The organism is Glycomyces endophyticus (assembly GCF_039531525.1).
Classification (GTDB): Bacteria; Actinomycetota; Actinomycetes; order Mycobacteriales; family Micromonosporaceae; genus Glycomyces; species Glycomyces endophyticus.
In genome coordinates this window covers 328,095-351,776 of record NZ_BAAAQF010000004.1, presented here as the reverse complement: position 1 = coordinate 351,776, position 23,682 = coordinate 328,095, and the positions used below count along the sequence as shown (strand labels likewise).

Sequence of the window (23,682 nt, the reverse complement as noted above, 5' to 3'; positions counted from 1 at the left end):
GATCGAAGGAGATCCGAGTTGACCGCCGCTGCCGGTCCCGCGACCGGCGATCCCTTCAGGCACACCGCACTCCAGTACTCGGGCGACGACGAATACCTCACCGGGACCATGGCGTTCATCGAGCAGGCGCTCGTCCTCGACGCCCCGGTCGCGATAGCGGTCCCCGTCGAGCGCTTCGACCTGATGCGCAAGGCCCTCGGCGGCGACGTAGACCGGGTCAGGCTGCTGAACATGTCGGAGGTCGGCGCGAACCCCGGCCGCATCATCCCCGGCGTGCTGCGCGCGTTCACCGACGCATACGCCGGCCGGCGGGCCTGGGTGGTGGGCGAGTCGACCTGGCCGGGCCGCACCGACGACGAGTACCCCGCGTGCGCTCAGCACGAGGCGCTCATCAACTACGCGTTCGCCGGCCGCGACGTCGCCATGCTCTGCCCCCACGACGTCGCCGGCCTCGGCACGCGAGCGCTGGCCGACCTCCGCGCCACCCATCCGCACCTCACCGACCGGGCCGGCGACCGCGCGAGCGACGAGTTCGACCCCGGCCGCATCGTCAGCGAGTGCAACGCCCCGCTCGAACCGCCGCCGAAGCGCGCGATCGCGAGAGAGGTCGACGCCGCCACGATCGACAACGCCCGCTGGTTCGCCGTCGCCTTCGGACGCCGCGCCGGCCTCTCCGGCATACAGCTCATCGACCTCGAGATCGCCGTCACCGAGCTGCTCATCAACAGCGTCCTCCACGGCGGCGGCACCGCCGCGATGCGGATCTGGACCGACGACCGCGACCTCGTCTGCGCCGTCACCGACGCCGGCCACATCACCGACCCCCTCGCCGGGCGCCGCCCGGTCGACGCCGCGCAGCCCTTCGGGCGCGGGCTGCTGCTCGTCAACTCCGTGGTCGACCTCCTGCGCACCCACACCAGCGCACTCGGCACGGAGACGCGCCTGCACCTCTCGCTGCTCGACCTCTGACGCGGCGATTCGCCGGACAGGTCACTCGCACGGCCGTCTGGATTCCGGCGCGCCGTGCCCAGGGTGTATGAAAGAATCGCTTCGGAAATCGGCCCGGTCCCGCCGGGCCGCGGCGGCGCGCGACCGCGCGCCCCGGGAATCGACCACGGAGGTCACGCATGGCCACGCTCGGCAGGACCGGCATCGAGATCTACCCGCTCGTCCTCGGCACCAACACCTTCGGCTGGACCACCGGCGAGGCCGAGGTCCACCGGATCCTCGACGCGTTCGCCGACGCCGGCGGCACCCTCGTCGACACCGCCGACTCCTACTCGGCCTGGGCGCCCGGCAACGCCGGCGGCGAGTCCGAGACCGTCATCGGCACCTGGCTCGCCAAGCATCGCGACCGGCTCCTCATCGCCACCAAGGTCTCGCAGCACCCCGAGTACAAGGGCCTCTGCGCCGCCAACGTCAAGGCCGCCGCCGAAGCCTCGCTCCGGCGCCTCGGCACCGACGCCATCGACGTCTACTACGCCCACTTCGACGACGCCGACACCCCGCTGGAGGAGACCGTCGCCGCCTTCGACGCCCTGGTCACCGACGGCAAGGTCAAGCATGTCGCCGTCTCCAACTACAGCCCCGAGCGCCTGCGCGAGTGGCTCGACATCGCCGAACGCATCGGCGCGGCCCGCCCGGTCGCCCTGCAGCCCAAGTACAGCCTCGTCAGCCGCGCCACCTTCGAGCCCGGCCTGCGCGACATCGCCGTCGCCGAGGACCTCAGCGTCTTCCCGTACCACGCGCTCGCCAGCGGCTTCCTCACCGGCAAGTACCGCACCGAGGCCGACCTGGAGCAGTCGGTGCGCGGCGGCTCCGCGGGCAAGCACCTGAACGCCGCCGGCCTGGCGATCATCGAGCGCCTCGACGAGATCGCGAAGGACCGCGGCGTCGCCATCGCCTCGGTCGCCCTCGCGTGGGCGCGCACCCGCCCAGGCATCGCGGCCCCGATCGCGGGCGCCCGCGAACTCGACCAGCTCGCCCCGCTCCTGGCCTCGGTCGAACTGGATCTCACCGCGGACGAGGCCGACGGCCTGACCGCCCTCTCGGACGCCTTCGGCGCTTAGGGTCTGCGCGTGGGCGAGGCCGGTCGTCATCCGGCCCGTTCGCCCTTCCGTCTGCACTCCGAACAGTGCGCCGATGTTCGGAATGCAGACGGTCCGACAGCACGGCGAGCGCACGGTCTCGGATGCGGACTTGCCGGCGACCGGCCCGCTCGGTAGGTCGGTGGGTCGTGCATCAACTCGCTCGGCCGTTCACCGGCCCGCACGGGCGGACAGGCCGGCAGGGTGGATCATGGTCCCCGTGACCCAGACCCCGCGCACCTACAGCGACACCCGCACCGCGAGCGGGCCGCTGCTCTTCATCTCCGGACAGATCCCGCTCCGCGAGGACGGCACCGTGCCCGAGGACGTCACCGAGCAGACCGGCCTTGTGCTCGCCAAGATCGCGGCGCATCTTGACACGCACGGCCTCGACTGGGCCGCCGTGGTCAAGGTGACCTACTTCCTGCGCGACATCGGCGACCTCCGGCCGTTCCGCGAGGCGGTACTCGCCGCCGTCCCTGAACCGCGCCCCGCCGCGAGCCTCGTCGAGGTCAGCAACCTCGTGGACGCGCGCTTCCGCATCGAGATCGAGGCGATCGCAGACCTCGGCGCACTCGCGTAGAACCTCTCCGCAACCGACACCTTGCCGACCGCCGGTTTTGGCGCACCCGTGTACGCCTACCCCGCGATCGATGCTCGCCGACTGCCGGACTGCCGACCGTGGCTCGTCTGCTCAGGCCGCCTTCGCGATCGGCGTCCTGCCGAGCCCGTGCCGGCGACGCTGCCGCGCGGCGCTGGCGCTTGCTCGGGGGAGGATATCTGCGACCTCCGCTACCGGGACCCCGGGCACCCGCCGTGACCACGGGCGCCCTCCGCGGCCCGCGGTCACTTCGCCTCGTCGAACCGCAGCTCGTTCCCGAACGGGTCGGTCACCGTCATCGTCTTCGACCCCCAAGGGGCGTCCTCGATCCCGGGACGCAGGTGGGCGTACTCCTTGGCGGCCAGTTCCGCGTGGAACGCCTCCAAGCCGCGCATCGGCACGAAGCAAGCCGTGCCGGGCGTGCCGTCGCCGTGGTGCTCGCTCAAGTGCAGCACCGCCGCACCACGCTCGACCTGCATGTACAGCGGCAGGTTCGGCTCGAAGCGGTGCTCCCATGCCACCTCGAAACCCAGGTAGTCCACGTAGAACTCGCGCGCCTTCTCCACCGAGAAGATCCGCAGGATCGGCACCGGCGGCGAGATCGAGATCGGGTCATCTGACATGGCGTCCCCTTCCGACCGCCCCAGCGTAGATCCGAGGACCGACAACCGGCCCCGGAAATCCGGCCTCGTACTACCGCGCCCTCCGCACTCGCCCGGCCGGCGTGGACACGACCCGAACACCTCCGCCCGCACCCCGACTGAGACGGACACGGCCGGGCCCCTGCCCGCACCACCCCGGCGTGAACACGGACGGGGCCCGCACCGCCGACCGCGGTGCGGGCCCCGACCCGCCTTGCCTCCGTCGCCTAAGCGGCCGGAGCCTTCGCGTAGACCTCGATCTCGCTCAGGATGATCCACCCTGCGGTTCCGCCGGAACCGGCGGTCATGACCAACCGCACGGCGGACGTCTTCGCGTTCACCTCCACGTCGATCACCGGCGCGTCACCGGTCGGCACGTCCACGAACCCCGCGTCGACCCAGTTCCCCGCCGCGTCGCGGTACTGCACGGTCAGCGTGTCCGCATAGGACGGACGGCCGCCGTCGCTCCAGAAGTACGAGACCACCCGGGTCACGTCACGCGCCTCCGGCAGCTCCACCGTGATCGACTCCTCGGTGTTGAACGGCCCGGACTTCCAGTTCGACCACGCCTTGTCCGTCAGGACCCCGTTGCGCAGCCCCGACACCGAGTACCCCGGCTCGGTGTACGTCGCCGAGACCGCGACCCCGTCGCCGAGCGCCACGTTCGCCTCGACCGGGTCGGTGACCTCGACGTTCACCACCGCGGGCAGCTCGGTCCCGTCCACGAGGACCGCGGTGCCCGCGATCGCGACGGTCCCGTACTCGTCGAAGGCGCCCTCGGCGGGCTCCTCCCATGTCACCGGCACCGCGGCCTCGGTCCCGTGGTCGCCCAGGGCCGTCACGGTCGCCGGCAGCGGCGGCGTGAACCCCGGGTACGTCACCGCGGTGGCGGGTTCGGTCGCGGAGAACGTGTCCACCCCGACCTTCGCTTTGGCGCGGAACGTGTTCCCGAGCGCGTCGGTCGCCTCGCCCCACACCGTCACCGTCTTGACCCGGTTCCATGTGGACTCGCGCGGCATGTCCCACTCCACCGGCAGTGCGAGCACGCCGTCGCGGTACACGCCCGGCACCGTCGCCGGCAGCTCCGGCACGTGCCCGGGCACCGTGTACGCGCTCACCTGCTGCGCCCGCAGCACTGTCTCGTCGGTCACCGTCCAGCGCTGGTTCGCCGCCGACGTCGGTGTGTACGTCTGCACCGGCGACCCGTCCGCGGTCGCCTCTCCCCACACGTCGAGGACCAGGCCCGTGCCCACGTTCACCGGTACGAACGTGCCGTCGCCGGTGGTCGACAGGTACCACCTCGCCGCGTCGGTCGGATCGCCCTCGCCGGGCTCGAGCACCGCCAGGCCGTCGCCGATCGCCAGCCGGGCCCCCGTGGCCGCGTTGACGATCGCGTACTGCTCTTCATTGGTGTAGCCGTCGGTGAGCTTCTCGACCGCCCACAGCTGCGCGCCGTCGTACTCGTCGCCGGTCTCGATGACGATCCCGGTGCCGTCCGCGTTCGGCGCGATGGACTTGCCGCTCTGCACGCCGTCGAAGCGGTACACGTGGCCGTCCTGGAACAGTGCCATGTCACATGCCACACCGGACACGCCTTCGATGACGAACGTGGTCACCGACTTCGCCGGGACCGTCAGGGTCGCCTCGTCCCCGCGCACCCGCACCGCGGCGCCCTCGACGAGCGCGCCGTCCGCGCTGGTGACCACGGGCGTCACGGACGCGCCGCGCGAGATCCGCTCGAATCCCGACAGGTCGAGCGTGACCTCCACGGCCGCGTCGGTGCTGTTGGTGTACACCACGTCCGCGCCCTTGCCGTCGCCCTCGATCGCAGCCGTCGCGGCCGCGTTGTCGGTGGCGATCACGTGGTCGCCCGGCTCGATGTAGTGCGTGAAGTTCTGGATCGTGTAGTACTTCGTGTTGACCTTGATCGGGCACGTCTCCAGCGTGTCCTCGGCGGTGCAGTCGAACGGCAGCTGGATCGAGCCCCAGCTGTGCCCGCCGGCCACGTCCTCGACCGGCTGCCACAGCACCCACGCCGTCGGCTCCAGCTCCCGCAGGTCGTCGGTGATCCGCGAGGCGATGCCGATGCCGTTCTCCATGGACTCGTAGTCCTGGCCCGAGGTCCACGACCCCTCGACCTCGCTCATCCACAAGGGAAGATCCGCGGCCTTCGCGAGGTCGCGGGCGCTGGTGCGCTGGCCGGTGCCGTACGTGTGGACGTTCAACTGGTCCACATTGTCCCTGGACTCCTCGGTGTACGCGTTCCAGTTGCGCACGAACGTGCCCGGATTCGTCTCGTCCATCGCCGAGACGACCGCGTCGAGCTCCGACTCCGAGAGTCGCTGCGCGAGGGCGTTGATGACGAGCTGCTGGAGCTCGGGTCCGGCGTGCGCGCCCTCCTGGCGGCCGCCCGTGGGCTGCACGCCGTCCGGGCCGAGCTGGGTGCCCCAGTAGTTCGTGTTCGGCTCGTTGAGCGGGTCGACGGTGTCGAACTCGATGCCGTGCTCGGCCTCGACGCGCTCCATGACCTCGGTGAGGTACACGGCGAACTCGTCGACCGAGTCGGTCCGGATCTGGTCCTGGTTCGCGTCGAAGCCGCCGGAGACGTAGCCGGAGACGGTCTGGAAGTACGGCGGCGAGTTGGAGAACGCCTCCCAGTGGGTGACGTCGTCTTTGACCTGGTCGATCCACCACCGCTGCGCGGCGTCGGCGTCCCAGTCCCAGTGCTCGGGGTTCTCGGGGTCCCACCAGTCCTTGTCCGCCTGGGTGGTGCCCTCGGGGGCGGCCCACCAGCCGGGGACGGCCGCGGCGCCGCCGCGCAGGTACTCGTCGTCGATGTTCGGGGCGTTGCCGCCGCCGATGTTGTACCGCGCGATGTTCAGGTTCAGGCCGTCGTCGCCGAAGACCATGTCCACGAGCTCCTCGCGGATCTCGTCGGGGTAGCCGCCGGTGGCGTTCGCGAACCACACCAGGCTGGTGCCCCAGCCCTCGAACTCGGCCTGCTGATACGACGGGTCGAGGACGACGGTGACGCCGTCGGCGGCGGTCTCCTCGGCGCTGGCGGGGCCGCCGGTCAGGGCCGGCAGGGCCGACGCGGCGACGGCGGCGGCGAGCCCGGCCTCGGCCGCCGCGGCCGGGCCGCGTCTGGAGCCGTTGCGGCGCAAGGGCAGCGCACGCAGGGGGCGGGGGGATGACATCGTCGTCTCCTTCGGGGGTGCCAATCGAATCATTTGGATATTCACACAGAAACGAACGCTTGTAAACACCCTTCGTCTAACGGATTGAAAAACTAGTCCGCGGGATCGCTCCCGAGCACCCTGGTCACCGCCAGGATCGAGACGTCGTCGTCCATCCGCGCCGCGAACCGCGAGGCGTCCTCCCACACGAACTCGACCAGCCGCCGCGGCGAGGGCGGCACCAGCCCGTCGAGGTGGTCCACCAGCGGGTAGTAACGGCCTTCCGCGTCGCGGGCCTCGACCACGCCGTCCGAGAACGCCAGCAGCGTGTCGCCGATCCCGAACCGCAGGCTCGTCGCCGGGCCCGCCCGCTGCGGCTCGTTCAGGCGCAGCCCCAGCACCGGCGCGGGCTTCAGGTCGACCTCCTCGACCGAGCCCTCCCGCAGCACCAGCGGCGACGGGTGGCCGCACGAGAGCAGCCGCACCTCGTCGCAGTCCTCGGAGAACTCCGCGAGCAGCACCGAGGCGAACAGCTCCGGGATGTGGCCCTCGTCGGAGTCCTGGAGGATGCGCCGCTCGAGCCGCCACGCGACCCCGCTCAGCTCCGCCTCGTCGAGGATCGCCTCGTGGAACACCGACAGGAGCATCGAGGCCGCGCCGACGACGTCGAGCCCGTGCCCCTCGACGTCGCCGAGGATGAGCCGGGTCCCGAACGGGCTGCGCCGCACGTCGAACAGGTCGCCGCCGATGCTCGCGCCCTGCTGCGCCGAGCGGTAGAACCCGGCGCACGCGAGGCCGCCGACGCGCTCGGGCAGCTCGGGCAGGATCGCGCGCTGCGCGGCCTCGGACACGCTGAGCATGGTGACCAGGCCGGCCTCGAAGCGCTGGCGGAACCAGGAGATGCCGATGGCCGTGGCGAAGACGATCGCGACGACCACGATGTCGTCGCCGTCGAACCGTCGCGAGACCGGAATGGGGGCGGCGACGACGGCGAGCCCGAAGGCGGCGATCCCGGCGGTCCAGCCGGGGCCGAGCACGAACGCCGCGAGGATGGGCACGACCGCCATCGCGATGCCGGCGTGCAGCGGGTCGGGCCGGAAGAGCTGGAGGAAGGAGGCGCCGAACAGGGCGACTAGGGGCAGCAGCCGGACCCACAGCGGGATCGCCGTGGCCGGCCGCAGCCCTCCGAAGAACGAGGCCCGCGACGCCATGGCCCGAGTTTAGGCGCACGCGCGGCCGCCACCTGCGGTTTCGGGCAGTTCGCCCCAACGGCGGGGCGCCGTGGGACCATCGCGCGCGGTCCGCGCGGGACTGGCCCTAGGGCGCCGCCGGGTGCGCGGCGTCGTACCCGGCCTGGGCTTCGAGGACGACGGGCATCTGCTCGTAGAGGTAGGTGACCATCTCGCGCAGCCGCGCCTCCATGCCGGCGCCGACCTCCGTGAGCGCGTACTCGACGCGGGAGGGGAACCCGTCGGAGGCGTGGCGCGAGACCAGGCCGTCGCGCTCGAGGTGGCGCAGGCACTGGGACAGGGCCTTGTCGTTGATGCCCCCGACCGCGCGGCGGATCTCGCTGAACCGCTTCGGGTCGTCGTGGAGCGACAGCACAATGAGCGTGCCCCAGCGCCCGGTCACGTGGTCGAGGACCGGGCGTGACGGGCAGCCGTCGGCGAGGACCTGGAACTCGCTGAGGACGTGCGGAACGGGACGGGAGGTCATGACGCCATGTTACCTCCGCGATAGTGCTTTCATTTAGAAAGTGAAATGATCGTCGCGTCGCACACCGAACGACACCGACCGACTTTGAAGGAGCAGCGAATGATCGTCGTCACCGGAGCAACCGGAAAGCTCGGCACCCTCGTGGTGGAAGGCCTGGTCAACCAGGTCCCCGTGGAGGAGATCGCCGTCGTCGTGCGCGACGCCGCGAAGGCCCGCCGCTTCGGCGAGCTGGGCGTGGAGGTCCGCCAGGCCGACTACAGCGACCCGGCGTCGCTGACCGACGCCTTCCGCGAGGGCGAGAAGGTCCTCCTCATCTCCGGCAGCGAGGTGGGGCAGCGCGTGCCGCAGCACAAGGCCGTGATCGACGCCGCCAAGAACGCGGGCGTCGCGCTCCTCGCCTACACGAGCATCCTCGGCGGCCCGGCCGCCGACTTCGAGCTCGCCCGAGAGCACCAGATCACCGAGCGGTACCTCATCGACTCCGGCCTCCCGTACGTGCTCCTGCGCAACGGCTGGTACCACGAGAACTACACCGAGGCCCTCGGCCAATCGCTCGCCTCGGGCGGCTTCCTCACCAGCACCACCGAGGGCGCCGAGATCGCCACCGCCTCCCGCGCCGACTTCGCGGCGGCCGCGGTCGCCGTGCTCACCGGCGAGGGCCACGTGAACGCCGAGTACGAACTCAGCGGCGACGAGGCGTGGACGTATGAGCAGTTCACCGCGGAGGCCTCGCGCCGACTCGGCAAGGAGCTCCCGCTCAACCGGGTCACCCCCGAGGTCCACCGCGGCATCCTCGAAGGCGCCGGCCTGCCCGGCGTGCTCGTGCCGATCCTCGTCGGCGTCGACGACGCCATCTCGCGCGGCCTCCTCGCGACCCGCACCGGCGACCTGTCGCGGCTCATCGGCCGCCCGACGACCCCGGTGTCCGAGGCGATCGCCCAGGGCGCCAAGGGCGTCTGACCCGACCGCTCAGGCCGCGCGAGGCGCGGCCGACTTCCGGCAAACGGGGGAAAGCGGCCCGCAGGGGTGTCTGCGGGCCGCTTCGCCGTCCCGGCCAGGGAGTGCCGTCCTGGCCGGGACCCTTCAGCGGAAAGCCTCCGCGTGCTCCTGGGCCCATTCGGCGAAGGTCCTCGCCGGGCGGCCCGTCACGCGTTCGACGGTGTCGGAGGGGCGCGTCGTCCACGCGGGCGGGTTCTCGCGCCAGCCCAGCACGTAGTCGATGGTCGCCTCCTCGTACCCCAGCGCCTGCATGCGCAGCCGGCCCTCGTCCTCGTTCAGGGCCTCGAACCGCACGTCGCGCCCGATGGCGTCGTTGATCGCGCCGATCTGGTCGGGCACGTTGAGCGTCTGCGGCCCGGTGAGCGGAAGCCGCTGCCCCGCGACGTCGTCGGTCGTGAGCGCCACGGCCGCGACCGCCGCGATGTCGCCCTCGTGGACCGGCGCGTGCCCGATGTGGCCGAACGCCTCGCGCACCACGCCCTCGGCCCGGATCTCCTCGGCCCAGGTGAGCGCGTTCGACATGAACTCGCCCGGATGCAGCTCGACCGCGTTGAGCGCGGCGAACGACTCCTCGACCGGCCCCCGGTACCCGTTCCACAGCAGCGTCACCCGCTTCACCCCGGCCGCCAGCGCGGCCGAGGCGAGCTGCGCACTGTGCGGCACGGTCACATTCTTCGGCCCGAAGGTCGTCATGAGGTGCAGCCCGGTGACCCCCTCCAGCGCCCGCTCCAGGCTCGCGAGGTCGGCGAAGTCGCCCGCCACCGCCTCGACCCCCTCGGGGAGCCGCGCCTTCGCGGGGTCGCGGGTGAGCGCCCGGACCGGGCGCCCCTCCGCGGCGAGCTGCTCGACCAGGTGGCGGCCGACGTTGCCCGTAGCACCGGTGACCAGGATGGTCATGTTCTCCTCCTCGGGTTCCCCGGACCGGGTGCGGTCCGCGGAAGTCCAAGGCTAGGAACGCGAACGCCGCCCGCCATCGGTCGCGAGCCCCCCTTCGGCCTCCTCCGGAGGTCCTAAGACCGGGCGCAAGGGAGTTCGCGGGCGGTGCTTTTGTCGCTCGTTCGACGGGTCCGGTCGGTCTCCGGCCGCAGAGGAGCGGCGGCCGGAGACCGAGCAGGCGGGCTGCTCGATGTGGTGGTCGGCCGGGGAGTGGGGCCGGGGACCGGGAGCGGACTGCTTGGTGTGGCGACCGGCCCGTCGCCGCCGCTACTCGGCCTGGTACCAGACCTCGAACGCGTCGTACACGTGCTTCCCGGGCGCGCCGCCGATCTCGCGCACCGCCGTCTGCAACTCGCGCAGCTGCGCCACCGTGAGCGGCAGCGGCGCCTCGTCGGGCTGGTAGGTCCATCCGCGCGGGTATGAGACGCCCGGCAGGACCGACATCTCGATGTGGCAGCCGACCACGTGCGACACCGGGTTCGCCTCGCACCACGCCACCAGACGGTCCACAGTGGCTTCGAAGGCGGCCCAGTCGTCCACGTACAGCCGACCCGGGTAGAACGTGTCGCCGGTCAGCAGCAGCCGCGTCCACCGGTCGTAAAACACCGTCGCCGCCGGGTGGTGGCCCGGCCCGGGGATCACGTCGACCACGCGACCGCCCAGATCGACCTCGCGCGGCGTCGCCGGCCAGTCGTCGAACCCGTAGTGCGCCACGACCTCCTCCAGGCCCGGCCCCACCACGGTCGTGCGCCGCCGGTCGGCGAACTGTGCGTCGGCGGCCTTGTGGTCGCCGTGCCCGTGCGTGTGCGCCACGATCAGCTCGTACCTGCGGCGCGGGTGCCGCGCGAGCCAGTCCGAGACATGCTCGTCCACGGTGCGCCGCAGCGGGAAGTACTCCGGCTCGGGGGTGGCCCCGGTGTCGATCAGCAGCGCCCGCTCGTTCCCGAACAGCAGGAACATGAACGGCGCCTCGTAGTTCACCGACTTGTTCTGCCGCATCACGACCGTGTGCTCATCGGCGAAGTGCGACTGGATCTCCGGCTCGGGGTCGTGCTTCGAGGACGGCCAGCCGGCGTGCCAGTCCACGTCGAGGTCCGGTTCGCACCCCTCGGTGCCGAACGCGACCTGGCGAGACGGCTCGGCGGCCGCCGCGTCGAAAGTTGCAGCGCTGATGGTGATCCCTCCCAGAGTTCCGGCAATGAGCGTACGACGACGGGTGTTGGTCACGGGGGTTCCCTTCTCAAGGCGGCCGCAGTCGCGCCCGGTCGGGCGAGGCGGCCGCCGACCGCTCCAGCCTCGCCGCCCGTCACGGCCGCCGCCTCGCCCGCCAGGATGACTTGCGCGCCAGCGCCTCCCGACGAAAGCCGCACCGCGATTCCGACCAAGGTCGTAGGTGGCGACCGGGCCGGGCGTCGAGGCAGGAACCTTCCGCCGCATCTGCGCTCGCTCCCAGTCGTGCGGCGCCCTGCCGACCGCCGAGGTGCGAAGCGCGCTGCCGGCTCCGCGCGCAGATTCTGAAACGGCCGTACGGAATCACTGGGCCGATCTCAGGGGCCGGGGAATACTTGGCGGCGGGTTCCGGGGGCACACTCGTCTCGCCCGGACCCCGACAGGACACCGACCCCGCCGCCCCACCCGTGCCCCGGCCCCTGACCCGCCCAACCGGCCCCGACCCGACCGCACGCCGAGAGGACCCCCGTGTCGACCACCACCGCCCCCGACCGCGCGCCCGCCGCCACCAAGCGCCGCCGCAGCCTCGCCATCGGCGCACTCGCGCTCGGGGCCTTCGGGATCGGGCTCACCGAGTTCGTCGTGGTCGGGCTCCTCGGCCCGCTCGGCGAGGACCTCCACGTCTCCATCTCCACCGCGGGCCTCCTCGTCACCGGCTACGCCGCCTCGGTCGCCATCGGCGCGCCGATCATGACCGCGATCGGTGTGAACCTCCCGCGCAAGACCATGCTCGCGGTCCTCATAGCGCTCTTCATCGCCGGCAGCGTGCTCTCCGCGATGGCCGAGACCTACGCCGTGCTCATGGTCGGCCGCGTCGTATCGGCCCTCTGCCATGGCGCCTACATGGGCATCGGCCCGGTCATGGCCGCGAGCCTCGTCGCACCTGAGAAGCGCTCGCGCGCCATCGCGCTCATGATGACCGGTCTTACCCTCGCCAACGTCATCGGCGTGCCCTTCGGCACCGCCCTCGGCCAGCAGCTCGGCTGGCGCGCCGCGTTCTGGGCGATCGCGGTGATCGGCGCCGCCGCGCTGGCCGCGATCCTGCTCTTCGTGCCCGCGCGACCCAACGACACCGCCGCGGGCCTGCGCGGCGAGGTCGCCGTCTTCCGGCGCCCGCAGGTGTGGCTGGTCCTGACGATCACCATGCTCGGCTGGGGCGCCGCCTACGCCGCCATCACCTTCCTGGAGCCCATCCTCACGCAGGTAGCGGGCTTCGAGAAGTCCACTGTCCCTTGGCTCATGCTCCTCTTCGGCGTGGGCCTCACCGCCGGGAACCTCCTCGGCGGCCGCCTCGCCGACCGTGCCGTGATGCCCGCCCTCTTCGGCACCATCACCGCCGCCACCGCCGCGCTGGTCGTCTTCGCCTTCGCCGCGCACTCGCCGATCCCGGCCGCGGTCATGGTCTTCGTCATCGGCGCCGCGGGCTTCGCCATGGTGCCGGTACTCCAGACCCGGGTCCTCGACGCCGCCGAAGGCGCCCCCTCCCTCGCCTCCTCGGTGAACGCCGCCGCCTTCAACGTGGGCATCGCCCTCTCCGCCTGGTTCGGCGGCCTCGCCATCAGCGCCGACTGGGGCCTCACCGCCCCCATCTGGATCGGCGTCGCCATGGGCCTCGCCGCCCTCGCCACCGCCGCTCTAGCGGCGAGCGCCGAACGCCGGAAGTCCCTGACCGCGAGATGAATCGAGGCCGGTGGCCGGCCCGGCCCGATACCTGGTGGCCGGCAGCCGGTGGCCGATCGTAGTCGAGTCGTTCGCCGACCGCGCCGACCGCGCCGACCGCGCCGACCGCGCCGACCGCGCGGTTCTCGGGAACCGAATCGGCGGAGGGCCGATGGCCCTCCGCCGTACTCAGGCGGTGGTCCCGGGGAGGTTGACACCGCAGTTCTCTTCGATGAACTCGCCGACGAGGCGCACTTGGTCCTGGTCGATCATGCTGCGGTCATCGTGTTCGTTGGCGTGCAGGATGTCCTCGAACTCGTCGGCGAGCTCGTCGGGCGCGGTCTCGGCGAGGGTGGCGAGCGCTTCGGCCTTCGCGCCCGGTTCTTCCATGCCGATCACGCCGACCTCCATGGCGGCCGCCTGCTCGCAGAACGCCTCGCGTTCGGGCCAGTCGTCCGGTGGCCGGTTCGCGACCACGAGGCCGAACGCCACGGCCGCGCCGGCCACCGCAGCGGCCGCCGCCGCCAGCCCGACCCTCGCTCTAGAAGAGCGCATTGATCGCGTCGATGTCATGCGAGTCGAATCGCGGCCGGCTCGCGAGGACCGTGCTTCTCATGCAGGAGTTGTTGTCCGTGTCGTTGGCCGCGCTCCGGTGGGCGAGCCCGGTGGTGTGGCCGAGCTCGTGGCACCCGAGGCTCTGCCATCGCGCCCAGCTGTAGGACGCCGCGTACGAGAGGTTGTAGCGCACTCGGTAGACGTTGCAGTCGCCGTCCCACCACCACTCGTCCTCCTGGCAGTTGGCGTATCCCGCCATGCCGGCCCAGGAGCCGGACCTGCCGTAGTAGGCGTCGTGCACGTGGACGTCGATCTCGGGGCCGTCGGCGTAGGTCGCGTTCATCACGGACCGGTCGATCTGGACGATCCCGTGCGTCGTCGCCTGGCTGGCATACCCGGTGAGGTTGATGTTCTCGACGTAGTGCGTGGCGTTGTCGGGCGGCCCGCCGGCGAAGTCGCCGCTGTGTGAGGCCTGCGCCGGAGCGGCGGAGGCGGCCAGCAGGGCGAACACCGCGGCGACCACGGTCATCAGGACGCGGATCGAATGGGATCGCAAGGGCGGCTTCACCTTCGAGGTATCGGTCATGGTCGTCACTCCTCCCAGCACAGCGGTGCCGAGTTCTCGTCGGCGGGATCAGTCGGCACGCACACCGAGATGAGTTCCGGAATCGCCTCGCCGGACTCCGCGGCCTCGGCGGCGGACTGGATCGCGGTCGTGAAGGAGGTCGAGGCGCCGTCGGCGAGATCGGCGGTCGCCCAAGGCCCCTCCTCCTGCCAGTGGCCGGGGATGGAGACCTCAAGGCTCGTGCCGATCAGCACCCGCCCGGTCTCGTGAACGTAGGTGTACAGCTCGTCCTCGCGCAGCGCCGGAGGCGGTCCGGCGAGGTAGAAGTAGCCGCTCTGGCCCACCTCGGTCCACGGCATGCCCTCAAGGGTGTAGCCGATCCCGTTCTCCCAGAACCCTTCCGCGACGACCACGGTCTCCGGCGCCTCGATCCCGAACCGGTCGAAGACGACCTGGTCGACCTCGACGACCACCTCGCGACCGGTCACCGACGCCTCGGAGCCGTCGTCGAGCACCACCGTCTCCCCGGGCCGGGCCTCGACGGCGGTCCCGTGGACCACGAGCGCGGAGCTGGCGGTCATGGTGCCGAGATTGTCGAAGGTCCGCACCTCGGCGGCGTGGTAGACCGATTCGGGCTGATCGGGGAAGGGATCGGGGTCCGACTCGGGCTGCGGCCACAGCGCCCAGGCGGTGGCTCCTGCGACGACGAGTGCGGCGGCCCCTCCCGCGATGAAGGAGAGCAGACGGGGGCGTTTGGGTTGGGGCCGTTGCATACTGGTTGGTTTCTCGCCCGCAGGGGGGTCGTTGTCCGACATTGGACCAGGCCTTCCGATTGTCGTGCCGAGGGGGTCGCCCGGCACTCGGAGACGCGGGCGCGCTCCGGTTCGGCGGCAGCGCGGCCGGTCTCCCTCATGGCAGGCGATGTACGGAACGAGTCCGATAAGGATCAGTCAAGCAGTTCTCGGGCCCGGACACGAGGCGGTGATCAGGCGGGACAGCGGCAGGATCCTCGGTCTTCCGGGTGAATTCAGCTCAGGCCGACGATGTTGAAGCTCGGAGCTCCGCCGCTGGATTCCAGGTGCGGGACTCCGAGCTCCAACTCGGGTCGCCGGTCTTCGAACTCTCTGCCGAAGACTTCAACGGCCTGCTTCAGGGCGTTGTCATTCCCCCGAAGGTGCGTTGATCACGACGCCCGTAGGCAGCGGCGTCCCGAAGTTCGGGGTGCCGTTGGCGTTCCAGGTGATCGGCTGCACCCGGGTCTCGCGAGTCGATCCGCAACCCTGCGCGGAGGTGGTGTTGGCGTGGTAGACCAGCCATTCCTCGGTCCCGTCAGGCGAGGTGAAGAAGCCGTTGTGGCCCGGTCCGAACGCGCCGCCGCCCTGCTGGAGCACCGGCGTCGAGGTCTTGGTCCACGAAGACGCTGAAAGCGGGTTGGACCCGGTCAGCTCCAGCAGCCCCAGCTTGTAGTCCGGGGTGTTGCAGGAGGAGGCCGAGAAGGTCACGAAGGTCCGGCCGTTGCGCTGGAGTACTGCCGGCGCCTCGTTGGTCCTGCCGCCCTGGATCTCCCAACTGAGGGTGGGGCGAGAGATGGTCACGTGCGAGCCGGTGACGGTCCAGGGATTGGACATCGCCGCGATGCGGATTGACTGGTCGGCGCCGACCCACTCCGACCACATCAGGTACAGGTTGCCGTTGACCTGGAGGTACGAGCCGTCGATGTTCCACTGGTTGGGGAGCGGGGTCGCCATGAACTCGTACGGCCCCATCGGTGTGGACGAGGTCGAGCGCAGGACGTGGAGTTTCTGGCCGTCGAAGTTCGTCTGCGAGTTGCCCGAGGTGTACATCAGATACCAGGTGCCGTTGATGCGGTGGAACTCCGGCGCCCAGTGGGAGCAGCAGCGGCTGGCGTTCCCCGCGTCGTTCCAGACCACGGTGTCCGAGGCCGTCTTGAGGCCGTTGAGGGTGGTGGCCCGGCGCATGATGACCGTGGAGTCCCAGGTGGTCGTGGACATGTAGTAGTAGCCGTTCCAGTACTCGATCCACGGGTCGGCGCCGTTGGTGCGCAAGGAGTTCGAGACGGTGGGCTCGCCGCTGGCGGGGACCGCGTCGAGGCGCCACTTCTGGGCGTTCAGGCCGTTGTAGGTGTACTGGGAGACGCGGCCGCCGTTGCTGGTCGACCACTGCCACAGGTCCAGGGCTTTGCCCGAGAACCGGTTGATGAAGCTGAAGGTGCCGTCGGCGTGCTCGGTGACCGACCACTGCTGGTTGGTGCCGCCGAGGTCGGTCCACTGGGCGATGGTGGCGCCGTCCGCGGCGTTCCACTCGTACACCTCCAGGACCTGGTTCGAGTGGCGGACCTGGATCTTGTAGTAGCCGCTGCCGACCGACACGAACTGGAACTGCTGGCAGGTGCACTGGTTCGGCGCGTACTGGTTGAGGATCGCGCCGGCGGTGGTCGAGGCGTTCAGGATGTCGAGGGCCTTGCCGGAGTGGGCGCTCGTGATGGTGAACCAGGTGCCGGTCGTGATCGCGGCCTTGGCGGGCTTCGCGGTCGCGATCGACAGGCCGAACGCCGCCAGCGCGGCTATGAGGGCGAACACGACCAGTGCGCGTGCTCGGGTGAGGGTGTGGGACATGTTGCGCTCCAAGCGGAGTGATTGCAGGTGTGAGGGAGGGGCGCACCGGTGGAGGGTGCGCCCCGGGAGCAGCCGATCTGGTCAGCTGCCGTTCAAGACGGGCCAGCCCGCCGAATTCCATTCGATCCGCTCGATGTCGAGCGTGAAGCCGCCGTTCGATCCGTAGGCGTGGTACGAGATCAGCCCTCGGTGCAGGGACTGCCCGCCCGCGGCCACGTTGTTGCCGTAGCCGCCGAGGACCACCGTGCCGCCGCCGTTGCGCATGTCGACCCCGGAGGCGTCGACGAACGGGCCGGTGGGGGAGGTGGAGCGGCCGACCGTGATCTTGTAGGTCGAGTTCGCCCCGGCGCAGCAGGTGCCGATCGAGGTGAACAGGTAGTAGTAGTCGCCGCGCTTCATCATCGCGGGGCCCTCGATGCCGCCGCTCTTGGTGGCGAGGCGGATCGGGGTGGCGCCCGCGGCCGGTTTGCCGGAGGGCCAGTCGAGCTGGAGGATGTGGATGCCCTGCCACCAGGAGCCGAAGACCATCCAGTGGGTGCCGTTGTCGTCGACGATGATGTTCGGGTCGATCGCGTTGTAGGCGTTGCCCGCGTACGACTGGAAGACCGCGCCGCGGTCGGTCCAGCCGTATCCGGCCGCGTTCGGGTCGAGGGTCGGGCTGGTGGCGAGGCCGATCGCCGAGCGCTGCGAACCGAAGGTCGAGGCCGAGTAGTAGAGGTAGTAGAGGCCCTGCGCGGCGTCGTAGTGGATGTCGGGCGCCCACAGGTTCGAGACGCCGGAGATCTGCTGCGTGATCCACGAGGGCTTGGCGTTCCAGATGGTGCCGATGCTCTGCCAGGTCTGGCCTCCGTTGGTGGAGCGGCGGATCGGGATGGTGCCGCCGCCCTGGTTGGCGTCGCCGGTGGCGAACACGTACCAAGGCTCGCCGGTGCAGCCGGCCCACAGAGCCGGGTCGTGGGCCGCGAGACTGCCTCCGATCGAGCCCGGTTGCGAAGGCGGCGTCGCGCACTCGCCCTGCGAGGGGTTGCCGGAGGTCGGCGGGTCGGTCGGGGTCGAGCCGGCCGGGGTGAGGAGCCACTGCTGGTTGGCCGCGCCCGTGGGGTCGTACTGGGAGATGCGGGCGCCGGGGGAGGTGGAGTGCTCCCAGAGGTCGAGGTTCTTGGCGGAGAAGCGGTTCGTGAAGGTGTAGTAGTCGCCGGTCGCGGTCGCCTGCCACTGCTGGTTGGTGCCGCCCAGGTCGGTCCACTGCGCGATCGTGGCGCCGTTGGCGGCGTTCCACTCGTAGACGTCGAGCACGAGGTTGGAGTGGCGGGCCTGGATGCGGTAGTAGCCGCCACCCGCGTCGATGAAGCGGAACTGCTGGCTCGTCGCGCCCGTGGCGGTCTGCTGCACGAGCTGTGCGCCCGTGGCGGAGGAGCCGCCCTCGATCCCGAGCGCGAGCCCGGAGAGGCGGGAGGTGACGGTGTACCAGGTCCCGGTGGTGATGGCTGCCTGGGCATTCGCGGTGACGAGCATGAAGGTCGCCGCGGTCGTCAGGGCCGCCACGAGCACCGCGAGCGCGGTGGTGAGTCGTCTGCGGGTGCGGCGGCCGGTCGCGGGTGAGGGCGGTCGGCCGGTGGTCTCGATGGTCGTGTCGGTCATCGGTGCGGACTCCTTCTGCCCCTCCTCGATGAGGGGCGGTCGGGACGGGGAGCCGGGGGCGTTGCCGGGAGGCCCTCGGCCGGTCGCGGGCGTGAAGCCCGAAAAAGATGGTATTGAGGCATACATGGATATCGATGGGTAAGGGCAGCCTAGCCGAGTTTTACCGTTAACACAAGACGGATCTACAACGTTGCAGGATTGTGTTCGCGTTGCGCGAGTGCCGCCGGGGGCGGCGGGGGAAGCACCGGAGTTCCCGCTCGTGTTCGAGCGCGGGTGCGGGCGGTGGTGGCTGGGGTGACCGCCAGCGGTCCCCGCTCGTGGGTGCGGTCGGAGGCGGCGGGAGGCATCCGGCCGTCCCCGTCCAGGCACGAGCACTCATCGGCGTCGATCCCTCGGAGTCACAGCGCAATGCCTGCACTCCTCCCTGCGGAGGAGCTCGGTCGCTCGTCATCCTCCTTGCGGCCCAAGGATTTATCCGGCGCCGGGGGGTTCTCACGGGGCAGTTGGTCCCCTAGGGTCAGGTGATGCGAACACACCTACCTATCGCGGCGTTCGCCGCACTCGCGCTCATCGCGGCACCCGCGGGCGCCGCGAGCGCGGCGTGCCCCGACCCCGCACTCGACCCCGACCTGCTCGAAGCGAAACTCGAAGCCTTCGCGGCGGTGGGCGACTACTCGGTCGTCGCGTCAGTGGCCGACGGCGACGAGACCTGGACGGAGGCCGCCGGCCCCCGCACCGTGGACGGCGCCGAAGACGCCGAAGCCGACGACCAGGTGCGGATCGCGAGCCTCACCAAGTCGATGGTCGCGGTGGTCCTCTTCCAGCTGGAGGCCGAAGGCGAACTCGACCTCGACGACCCCGTCGAGGACTACCTGCCAGGCCTGCTGCCGTACACCGAGACCATCACCGTCCGCCAGCTCATGGGCCACACCGCCGGGCTGGGCGACCACTTCATCAAGCTCTTCCCCTCCCTCGCGCAGGGGTCGATCGCCGACCTCCGGACCGACATGGGCGTGCACCACACCCCCGAGGAGCTCGTGGCGCTCGGCACCGAGGCCCCGCTGCTGTTCGAGCCCGGCGAGGGCTGGATGTACTCCAACACCGGGTACGTGGTCCTCGGCCTGCTCATCGAGGAGATCACCGGCCACCAGCTCCGGCACGAACTCGACGACCGCGTGTTCGACCCGGTCGGCATGGACGACACCTACCTGCCGCGCACGAACTCGGCGGGCTTCCGCGGCGACCACACCACGCCGTACATCACCACCGGCGACGACGCCGACCCCTACCTGGACACGACCGGGCTCTCCCACTCCGTGTTCTGGGCCGCGGGCGGCGTGGTCTCCGATGTGGACGACGTGAACGCGTTCTACCGGGCCACCGCAGACGGCACGCTCCTGACGGCCGACCAGTTCGCGCAGGCCACCGACTTCCGCACCACCGGCTGGGGCTTCGACTACGGCCTCGGGTTCGCGGGCGTGAAGCCCGGCTGCCCCGACGACCCGGACGCGGTGTACATGGGGCACAACGGGGGCGGGGTCGGGCACATGACCTACTCGTTCCACTCCCTCGACGGCGAGCGCCAGGCCACCTTCACCTGGAACCTCGACAACTCCCACGGCTACGTCGACTGGGAGGAGCTCCAGCGCACCCAGGACGAGTTCATCGCCGCGGCCCTGTGCGGCATCGACGCCGCCGATGCCGAGGTCGAGATCCAGCCCGAGACGGCCTCGTCCGTCGAGGAGCTGTTCGCGCTCGACTAGAACGACGCACTGCGAGCACGGCCGCGGCCCGGCCCCGTCAGGGGTCGGGCCGCGGCTTCGTCTCATGCTCGCTGGACCGCGCACCGCCCGGCCGCCGTAAGCCTCGCTCTACCGGAAGGCGGCCGCGTTGCGCTCGGCCCAAGCGGCGAACGTGGTCGCGGGGCGGCCGAGGAGGCGTTCCACCTCCGGGCTGATGCGCTGCTCGGCGGCGCTCGGGCTGCCCATGACCTCCAGGGAGCCCTCCACGACCTCGGCGGGCCAGAAGGCGAGGAACTGCTCGTACGCCTCCTCCCGCGTCTGCTCGGTGAAGGCCACCGGCTCGCCGATGGCCGCGCCGATCGCCGCGGCCTGGCCGCGCGGGGACATGAGCTCGGGGCCGCTGAGCATGTAGATCCGGCAGTCGTGGCCCTCCTCGGTGAGCACGGCCGCGGCGACCTCGGCGATGTCGCGCGGGTCGATGAGCGGCAGGCCCACGTCGCCGAATGGCGCGGTCATGCTGCGCTCCTTCCGGATCGAGTCCGACCACAGGAGCGCGTTGGAGGCGAAGCCGCCCGGCCGCAGAATCGTCCACTCCAGATCGGAGGCGGTGAGGGCGTTGTCGTATACCTGGACCTCGGGGCTCGGTCTGGTGGCCGCGCGCTCGGAGGAGAGGAGCACGACCCGGCCGATCCCGGCCTCCTCGGCGGCTGCGAGCACGGGCGCGATGTCGATCTCGTGGTCGCGGGTGAGCAGGAACAGCTTGTCCGCGCCGGCGAAGGCGGCGGCGAGGGTCTCGGGCTCGCCGAGGTCGGCGGTGCGGTGGGCGACGCCGGGCGGGAACTCGGCCTCGCCGCGCGACACGGCCGTGACCTCCTGGCCCTTGGCGAGGAGCGCTTCGACGAGCGGGCGGCCGACGTTGCCAGTGGCTCCGGTGACGACGATCATCTGGATTCCTTCCGTTGCAGGTGCAGCACCCAAGGTAGGAGCGAAACTTACTTTCAGGAAGGGCGTACCTCGAGGTAAGCTCATGACATGCCGGGAGGAAAACAGGCCGTGGCGGCCAGGCCGCCGGACGGCAGTGAGGTCTTTCACTCCAACTGCCCCGCAAGGCAGGTGCTCGACCACATCACGAGCCGCTGGGGCATCTGGGTGCTGCTCGCCCTTCGCGAGCGCGACCTTCGCTTCTTCGAGCTGCGCGAGCGCATCGAGGGCATCAGCGAGAAGATGCTCTCCCAGACCCTGCGCACCCTCGTGCGCGACGGCCTCGTCTGGCGCGAGGTCGAGCCGTCCACGCCGCCGAAGGTCACCTACGGCCTCAACGAGGTCGGCCGCGGCACCAGCGACCGCCTCGTGGGCATGTTCGACTGGATCAAGGACAACGCGGAGGACATCTGCGCCAACCGGTCGGACTTCGACGGCGTGATAGAAGAGCGCCGCGGGTGACCGACCCGGGCGCATGGCGGCCCGGTCCGGTCGCAGTCCGCCGCGGCGACACCGCGGCCCTCACCCGGGAGGCCGTGTGCTGCTCGCCCAACTGCTCTTCGTCATCCCCGTGCTGCCTCTGGCCGCCGTCGTCGTCCTGATCGCGATCCTGGTCGGCCTCAGGCGCGGAGCGGTGACCGCGCCGGTCGCCTGGCGGTCGGCCGGCACGGCCGTCCTCTGCGCGCTGGTCCTGGTCTGCTGGTTCGGGATCGGGCAGACCGCCGTCATCCCCTTCGACACCGACGACGCCTGTGTGCTCAACGGCCTCGACGGCGACTTCCTCCGGTCGGAGGAGTCGCTGATCCCGCTGCGCAGCGACCTCGTATGCGGCGGCGTGCGGTACGAGATGGTCCCGGGCTGGGTCAATCCGACCATGGCGGTGCTGCTCGTCGCGGCGGCCGTGTGCTTCGCGGCCGCACTCCGGCGGAGAGCGCGAAGCACGCCCGCTACTGGAGTGTGAAGCGCTGCTCCGAGTTCCCCGAGTCGCACGAGTCGGTGGCGGTCGGCTCGCCCGCGTTCGCGGAGCGGCTGTCGAGGATGCCCATGCACAGGCCCGAAGCGCTGGTCTTGATGAGGTACTCGCCGCCGCCGAGCGGGTCGAGCTCCCAGAACTGGGTCTCGGTGAACTCGCACGAGTAGGCGGCCATGAGCAGGCCCTCCTGGTCGCCGGAGTAGTCCGCGCCCATGCAGGCGCTCCAGTCCGAGAAGTGCATGTTGAACACGTACACGCCCTCGTCCCAGGCCACGACCTGGAGCGTCGACGGGTTCGTGGAGCCGCACGAGGCCAGCACGACCACCGTCCGGCTCTCGTTGTTCGGCTCGGGCCCGGTGCTCAGGCACAGGCCGCTGGCCTCCTGCTTGATCTGGTACCAGCCGTCGGAGGGGTACTCCGGTTCCGGTTCGGGCGCTTCGGACTCGGGCTCCTCGGCCGTGTCGGCCGGGGCGTCGGGCTCCTCCTCGGCCGATGGCGACTCGGACGGCGAGGGGGAGGGGCTGGGGGAGATCGAGGGCGAGAGCGCGGCGGACGGGGTCGAGGCGGCGCTGCTCTCGGCGGTGTCGTTCGCGGCGGCCTCGGGCTCGTCGCCGCCGGTGGCGGCCATGACGGCCCAGACGACCGCGACGGTGAGCACGAGCGCCACGACGGCGGCGCCGCCGGCCATGGTCCGGTTGGTGCCCAGGCGCGTCCGCGCCTTCTCGAGCGTCTGTCGGATGCGGGCCGGCAGGTCGTTCGGCGTGTGCTGCCGGTGCCGTGGTCCGCGCGGGGCGGGAGGCGGCCAGGGTTCCAAGGGAGGGGTCCTTAGTGGAGTGGGTTCAGGGGACCAGCAGCGCGAACCGCTGGGTGGGGTCGTCGGGGTCGCAGGCGGCGGTCGCGAGTGCCGCGCCCGCCTCGGCGGCGGCGCCCTCCAGGAGCCCCAGGCACAGGCCCGAGGCGAGGACGGCGACGGTATAGGCGGTGTCTCCGGCTCCGGCGAGCTGGAACCGCTGGTGGTCGGAGTCGGCGCACTCGTACCCGGCGCTCAGGTAGCCGGGCTGGTCGGAGGGTTCGTCGACGCCCCAGCACGCCTGCCAGTCGTCCGCGGCGAAGTCGAGGCCGACCGTGTACACGCCCGAGCTCGCGGCGGTGAACGCGAAGGCCGCCGGGTACGTCGCGGCGCAGTCGCCCAGGACCATCACGGTCCGCTCCTCGTTGCCCGGCTCGGGCCCGGCCGTCACGCACAGGCCGCTGGCCTCCTGGCGCACCAGGTACGCGCCGTCGGCGGGCAGCGTCGGCGCCGGGCTGCGCTCCTGATCCGGTGCGGCCGTGGTGGTCGCGGCGCCGGGATCGGCCTGCTCCTCGTCCCCGCCGCTCGCGGCGACCACGGCGGCGACCACCGCGACCAGGAGCACCACCGCGACGACGGCCGCGGTGGCCGCGACGGCGCGGTTGGCGCCGATGCGGTCGCGCAGGCCCGCGAGGGACGACTGGATCCTGTCGGGCAGGTCGCGCTGCGACGGGCGCGGGTCGGTCTGGGTCAC

General features: G+C 71.1%; 22 protein-coding genes. 8 read left to right on the top strand and 14 right to left on the bottom strand.

The features are described from left to right. Positions 1-18 precede the first annotated feature (18 nt). The 3 genes from ABD419_RS04735 (at position 19) to ABD419_RS04725 (ending at position 2,670) form a co-directional block, all read left to right on the top strand. Complete coding sequence (locus tag ABD419_RS04735) at positions 19-969, top strand: anti-sigma factor RsbA family regulatory protein (protein WP_344482424.1); 951 nt, start codon at positions 19-21, stop codon at positions 967-969. Positions 970-1,127: 158 nt separating this feature from the next. Next, complete coding sequence (locus ABD419_RS04730; RefSeq protein ID WP_344482421.1) at positions 1,128-2,069, top strand: aldo/keto reductase; 942 nt, start codon at positions 1,128-1,130, stop codon at positions 2,067-2,069. A 238-nt stretch (positions 2,070-2,307) separates the two neighbouring features. Then, positions 2,308-2,670, top strand: a complete 363-nt coding sequence (locus tag ABD419_RS04725; protein ID WP_344482418.1) for a RidA family protein — start codon at positions 2,308-2,310, stop codon at positions 2,668-2,670. Between the two features lie 263 nt (positions 2,671-2,933). On the opposite strand, the gene ABD419_RS04720 is transcribed toward ABD419_RS04725, so the two are convergent. The 4 genes from ABD419_RS04720 to ABD419_RS04705 form a co-directional block, all read right to left on the bottom strand. Beyond that, positions 2,934-3,311: a glyoxalase superfamily protein gene (locus tag ABD419_RS04720; RefSeq protein ID WP_344482415.1), complete on the bottom strand. Its 378-nt coding sequence runs from the start codon at positions 3,309-3,311 to the stop codon at positions 2,934-2,936. 245 nt (positions 3,312-3,556) lie between these two features. Next, positions 3,557-6,526: an RICIN domain-containing protein gene (locus ABD419_RS04715; protein ID WP_344482412.1), complete on the bottom strand. Its 2,970-nt coding sequence runs from the start codon at positions 6,524-6,526 to the stop codon at positions 3,557-3,559. A gap of 92 nt (positions 6,527-6,618) precedes the next feature. Next, positions 6,619-7,716 carry a PP2C family protein-serine/threonine phosphatase gene (locus tag ABD419_RS04710; RefSeq protein WP_344482410.1) on the bottom strand — a complete coding sequence of 366 codons (1,098 nt, stop codon included), beginning with the start codon at positions 7,714-7,716 and terminating at the stop codon, positions 6,619-6,621. Between the two features lie 106 nt (positions 7,717-7,822). Next, positions 7,823-8,221: a winged helix-turn-helix transcriptional regulator gene (locus ABD419_RS04705; protein WP_344482407.1), complete on the bottom strand. Its 399-nt coding sequence runs from the start codon at positions 8,219-8,221 to the stop codon at positions 7,823-7,825. A 99-nt stretch (positions 8,222-8,320) separates the two neighbouring features. Here ABD419_RS04705 and ABD419_RS04700 point away from each other — a divergent pair, with 99 nt between their 5' ends. Then, positions 8,321-9,181 (top strand): SDR family oxidoreductase, encoded by an 861-nt coding sequence (locus ABD419_RS04700; protein ID WP_344482405.1) that lies wholly within the window; start codon positions 8,321-8,323, stop codon positions 9,179-9,181. 123 nt (positions 9,182-9,304) lie between these two features. Here ABD419_RS04700 and ABD419_RS04695 read toward each other — a convergent pair whose 3' ends face one another. After that, positions 9,305-10,117 (bottom strand): NmrA family NAD(P)-binding protein, encoded by an 813-nt coding sequence (locus ABD419_RS04695; protein ID WP_344482402.1) that lies wholly within the window; start codon positions 10,115-10,117, stop codon positions 9,305-9,307. Between the two features lie 306 nt (positions 10,118-10,423). Then, positions 10,424-11,383: an MBL fold metallo-hydrolase gene (locus tag ABD419_RS04690; RefSeq protein ID WP_344482399.1), complete on the bottom strand. Its 960-nt coding sequence runs from the start codon at positions 11,381-11,383 to the stop codon at positions 10,424-10,426. A 471-nt stretch (positions 11,384-11,854) separates the two neighbouring features. Between ABD419_RS04690 and ABD419_RS04685 the strand changes: the two genes are divergently transcribed. Beyond that, a complete protein-coding gene (locus ABD419_RS04685; protein ID WP_344482396.1) occupies positions 11,855-13,066 on the top strand; it encodes an MFS transporter in 1,212 nt (403 codons plus the stop codon). A gap of 168 nt (positions 13,067-13,234) precedes the next feature. Here ABD419_RS04685 and ABD419_RS04680 read toward each other — a convergent pair whose 3' ends face one another. The 5 genes from ABD419_RS04680 to ABD419_RS04660 all read right to left on the bottom strand — a co-directional run bounded on the left by ABD419_RS04680 (position 13,235) and on the right by ABD419_RS04660 (position 18,442). Further along, entirely contained in the window at positions 13,235-13,600 is a 366-nt protein-coding gene (locus ABD419_RS04680; RefSeq protein WP_344482393.1) for a hypothetical protein, read from the bottom strand. Continuing rightward, a complete protein-coding gene (locus tag ABD419_RS04675) occupies positions 13,587-14,186 on the bottom strand; it encodes a zinc metalloprotease (RefSeq protein WP_344482390.1) in 600 nt (199 codons plus the stop codon). The genes ABD419_RS04680 and ABD419_RS04675 overlap by 14 nt, the downstream gene beginning before the upstream one ends. Before the next feature lie 5 nt (positions 14,187-14,191). Then, positions 14,192-14,938, bottom strand: a complete 747-nt coding sequence (locus ABD419_RS04670; RefSeq protein WP_344482387.1) for a hypothetical protein — start codon at positions 14,936-14,938, stop codon at positions 14,192-14,194. Between the two features lie 387 nt (positions 14,939-15,325). Beyond that, positions 15,326-16,801: a family 43 glycosylhydrolase gene (locus ABD419_RS04665; protein WP_344482385.1), complete on the bottom strand. Its 1,476-nt coding sequence runs from the start codon at positions 16,799-16,801 to the stop codon at positions 15,326-15,328. A gap of 81 nt (positions 16,802-16,882) precedes the next feature. Continuing rightward, positions 16,883-18,442, bottom strand: a complete 1,560-nt coding sequence (locus ABD419_RS04660; protein WP_344482382.1) for a family 43 glycosylhydrolase — start codon at positions 18,440-18,442, stop codon at positions 16,883-16,885. 524 nt (positions 18,443-18,966) lie between these two features. Between ABD419_RS04660 and ABD419_RS04655 the strand changes: the two genes are divergently transcribed. Beyond that, positions 18,967-20,205 (top strand): serine hydrolase domain-containing protein, encoded by a 1,239-nt coding sequence (locus tag ABD419_RS04655; protein ID WP_344482379.1) that lies wholly within the window; start codon positions 18,967-18,969, stop codon positions 20,203-20,205. Positions 20,206-20,313: 108 nt separating this feature from the next. Here ABD419_RS04655 and ABD419_RS04650 read toward each other — a convergent pair whose 3' ends face one another. After that, positions 20,314-21,129: an SDR family oxidoreductase gene (locus ABD419_RS04650; RefSeq protein WP_344482376.1), complete on the bottom strand. Its 816-nt coding sequence runs from the start codon at positions 21,127-21,129 to the stop codon at positions 20,314-20,316. A gap of 87 nt (positions 21,130-21,216) precedes the next feature. Here ABD419_RS04650 and ABD419_RS04645 point away from each other — a divergent pair, with 87 nt between their 5' ends. Both ABD419_RS04645 and ABD419_RS04640 read left to right on the top strand, forming a co-directional pair. After that, positions 21,217-21,627, top strand: a complete 411-nt coding sequence (locus ABD419_RS04645) for a winged helix-turn-helix transcriptional regulator (RefSeq protein ID WP_344482373.1) — start codon at positions 21,217-21,219, stop codon at positions 21,625-21,627. A 76-nt stretch (positions 21,628-21,703) separates the two neighbouring features. Then, the gene (locus ABD419_RS04640) at positions 21,704-22,126 is read left to right on the top strand and encodes a hypothetical protein (RefSeq protein ID WP_344482370.1); all 423 of its coding nucleotides are present in this window, start codon (positions 21,704-21,706) and stop codon (positions 22,124-22,126) included. Here ABD419_RS04640 and ABD419_RS04635 read toward each other — a convergent pair. Together ABD419_RS04635 and ABD419_RS04630 are read right to left on the bottom strand one after the other, a co-directional pair. Beyond that, on the bottom strand, positions 22,113-22,952 hold the full coding sequence (locus ABD419_RS04635) for an RICIN domain-containing protein (RefSeq protein WP_344482367.1): 840 nt from the start codon (positions 22,950-22,952) through the stop codon (positions 22,113-22,115). The two genes, ABD419_RS04640 and ABD419_RS04635, sit on opposite strands and share 14 nt — an antisense overlap. A gap of 25 nt (positions 22,953-22,977) precedes the next feature. After that, entirely contained in the window at positions 22,978-23,682 is a 705-nt protein-coding gene (locus tag ABD419_RS04630; protein WP_344482364.1) for a hypothetical protein, read from the bottom strand.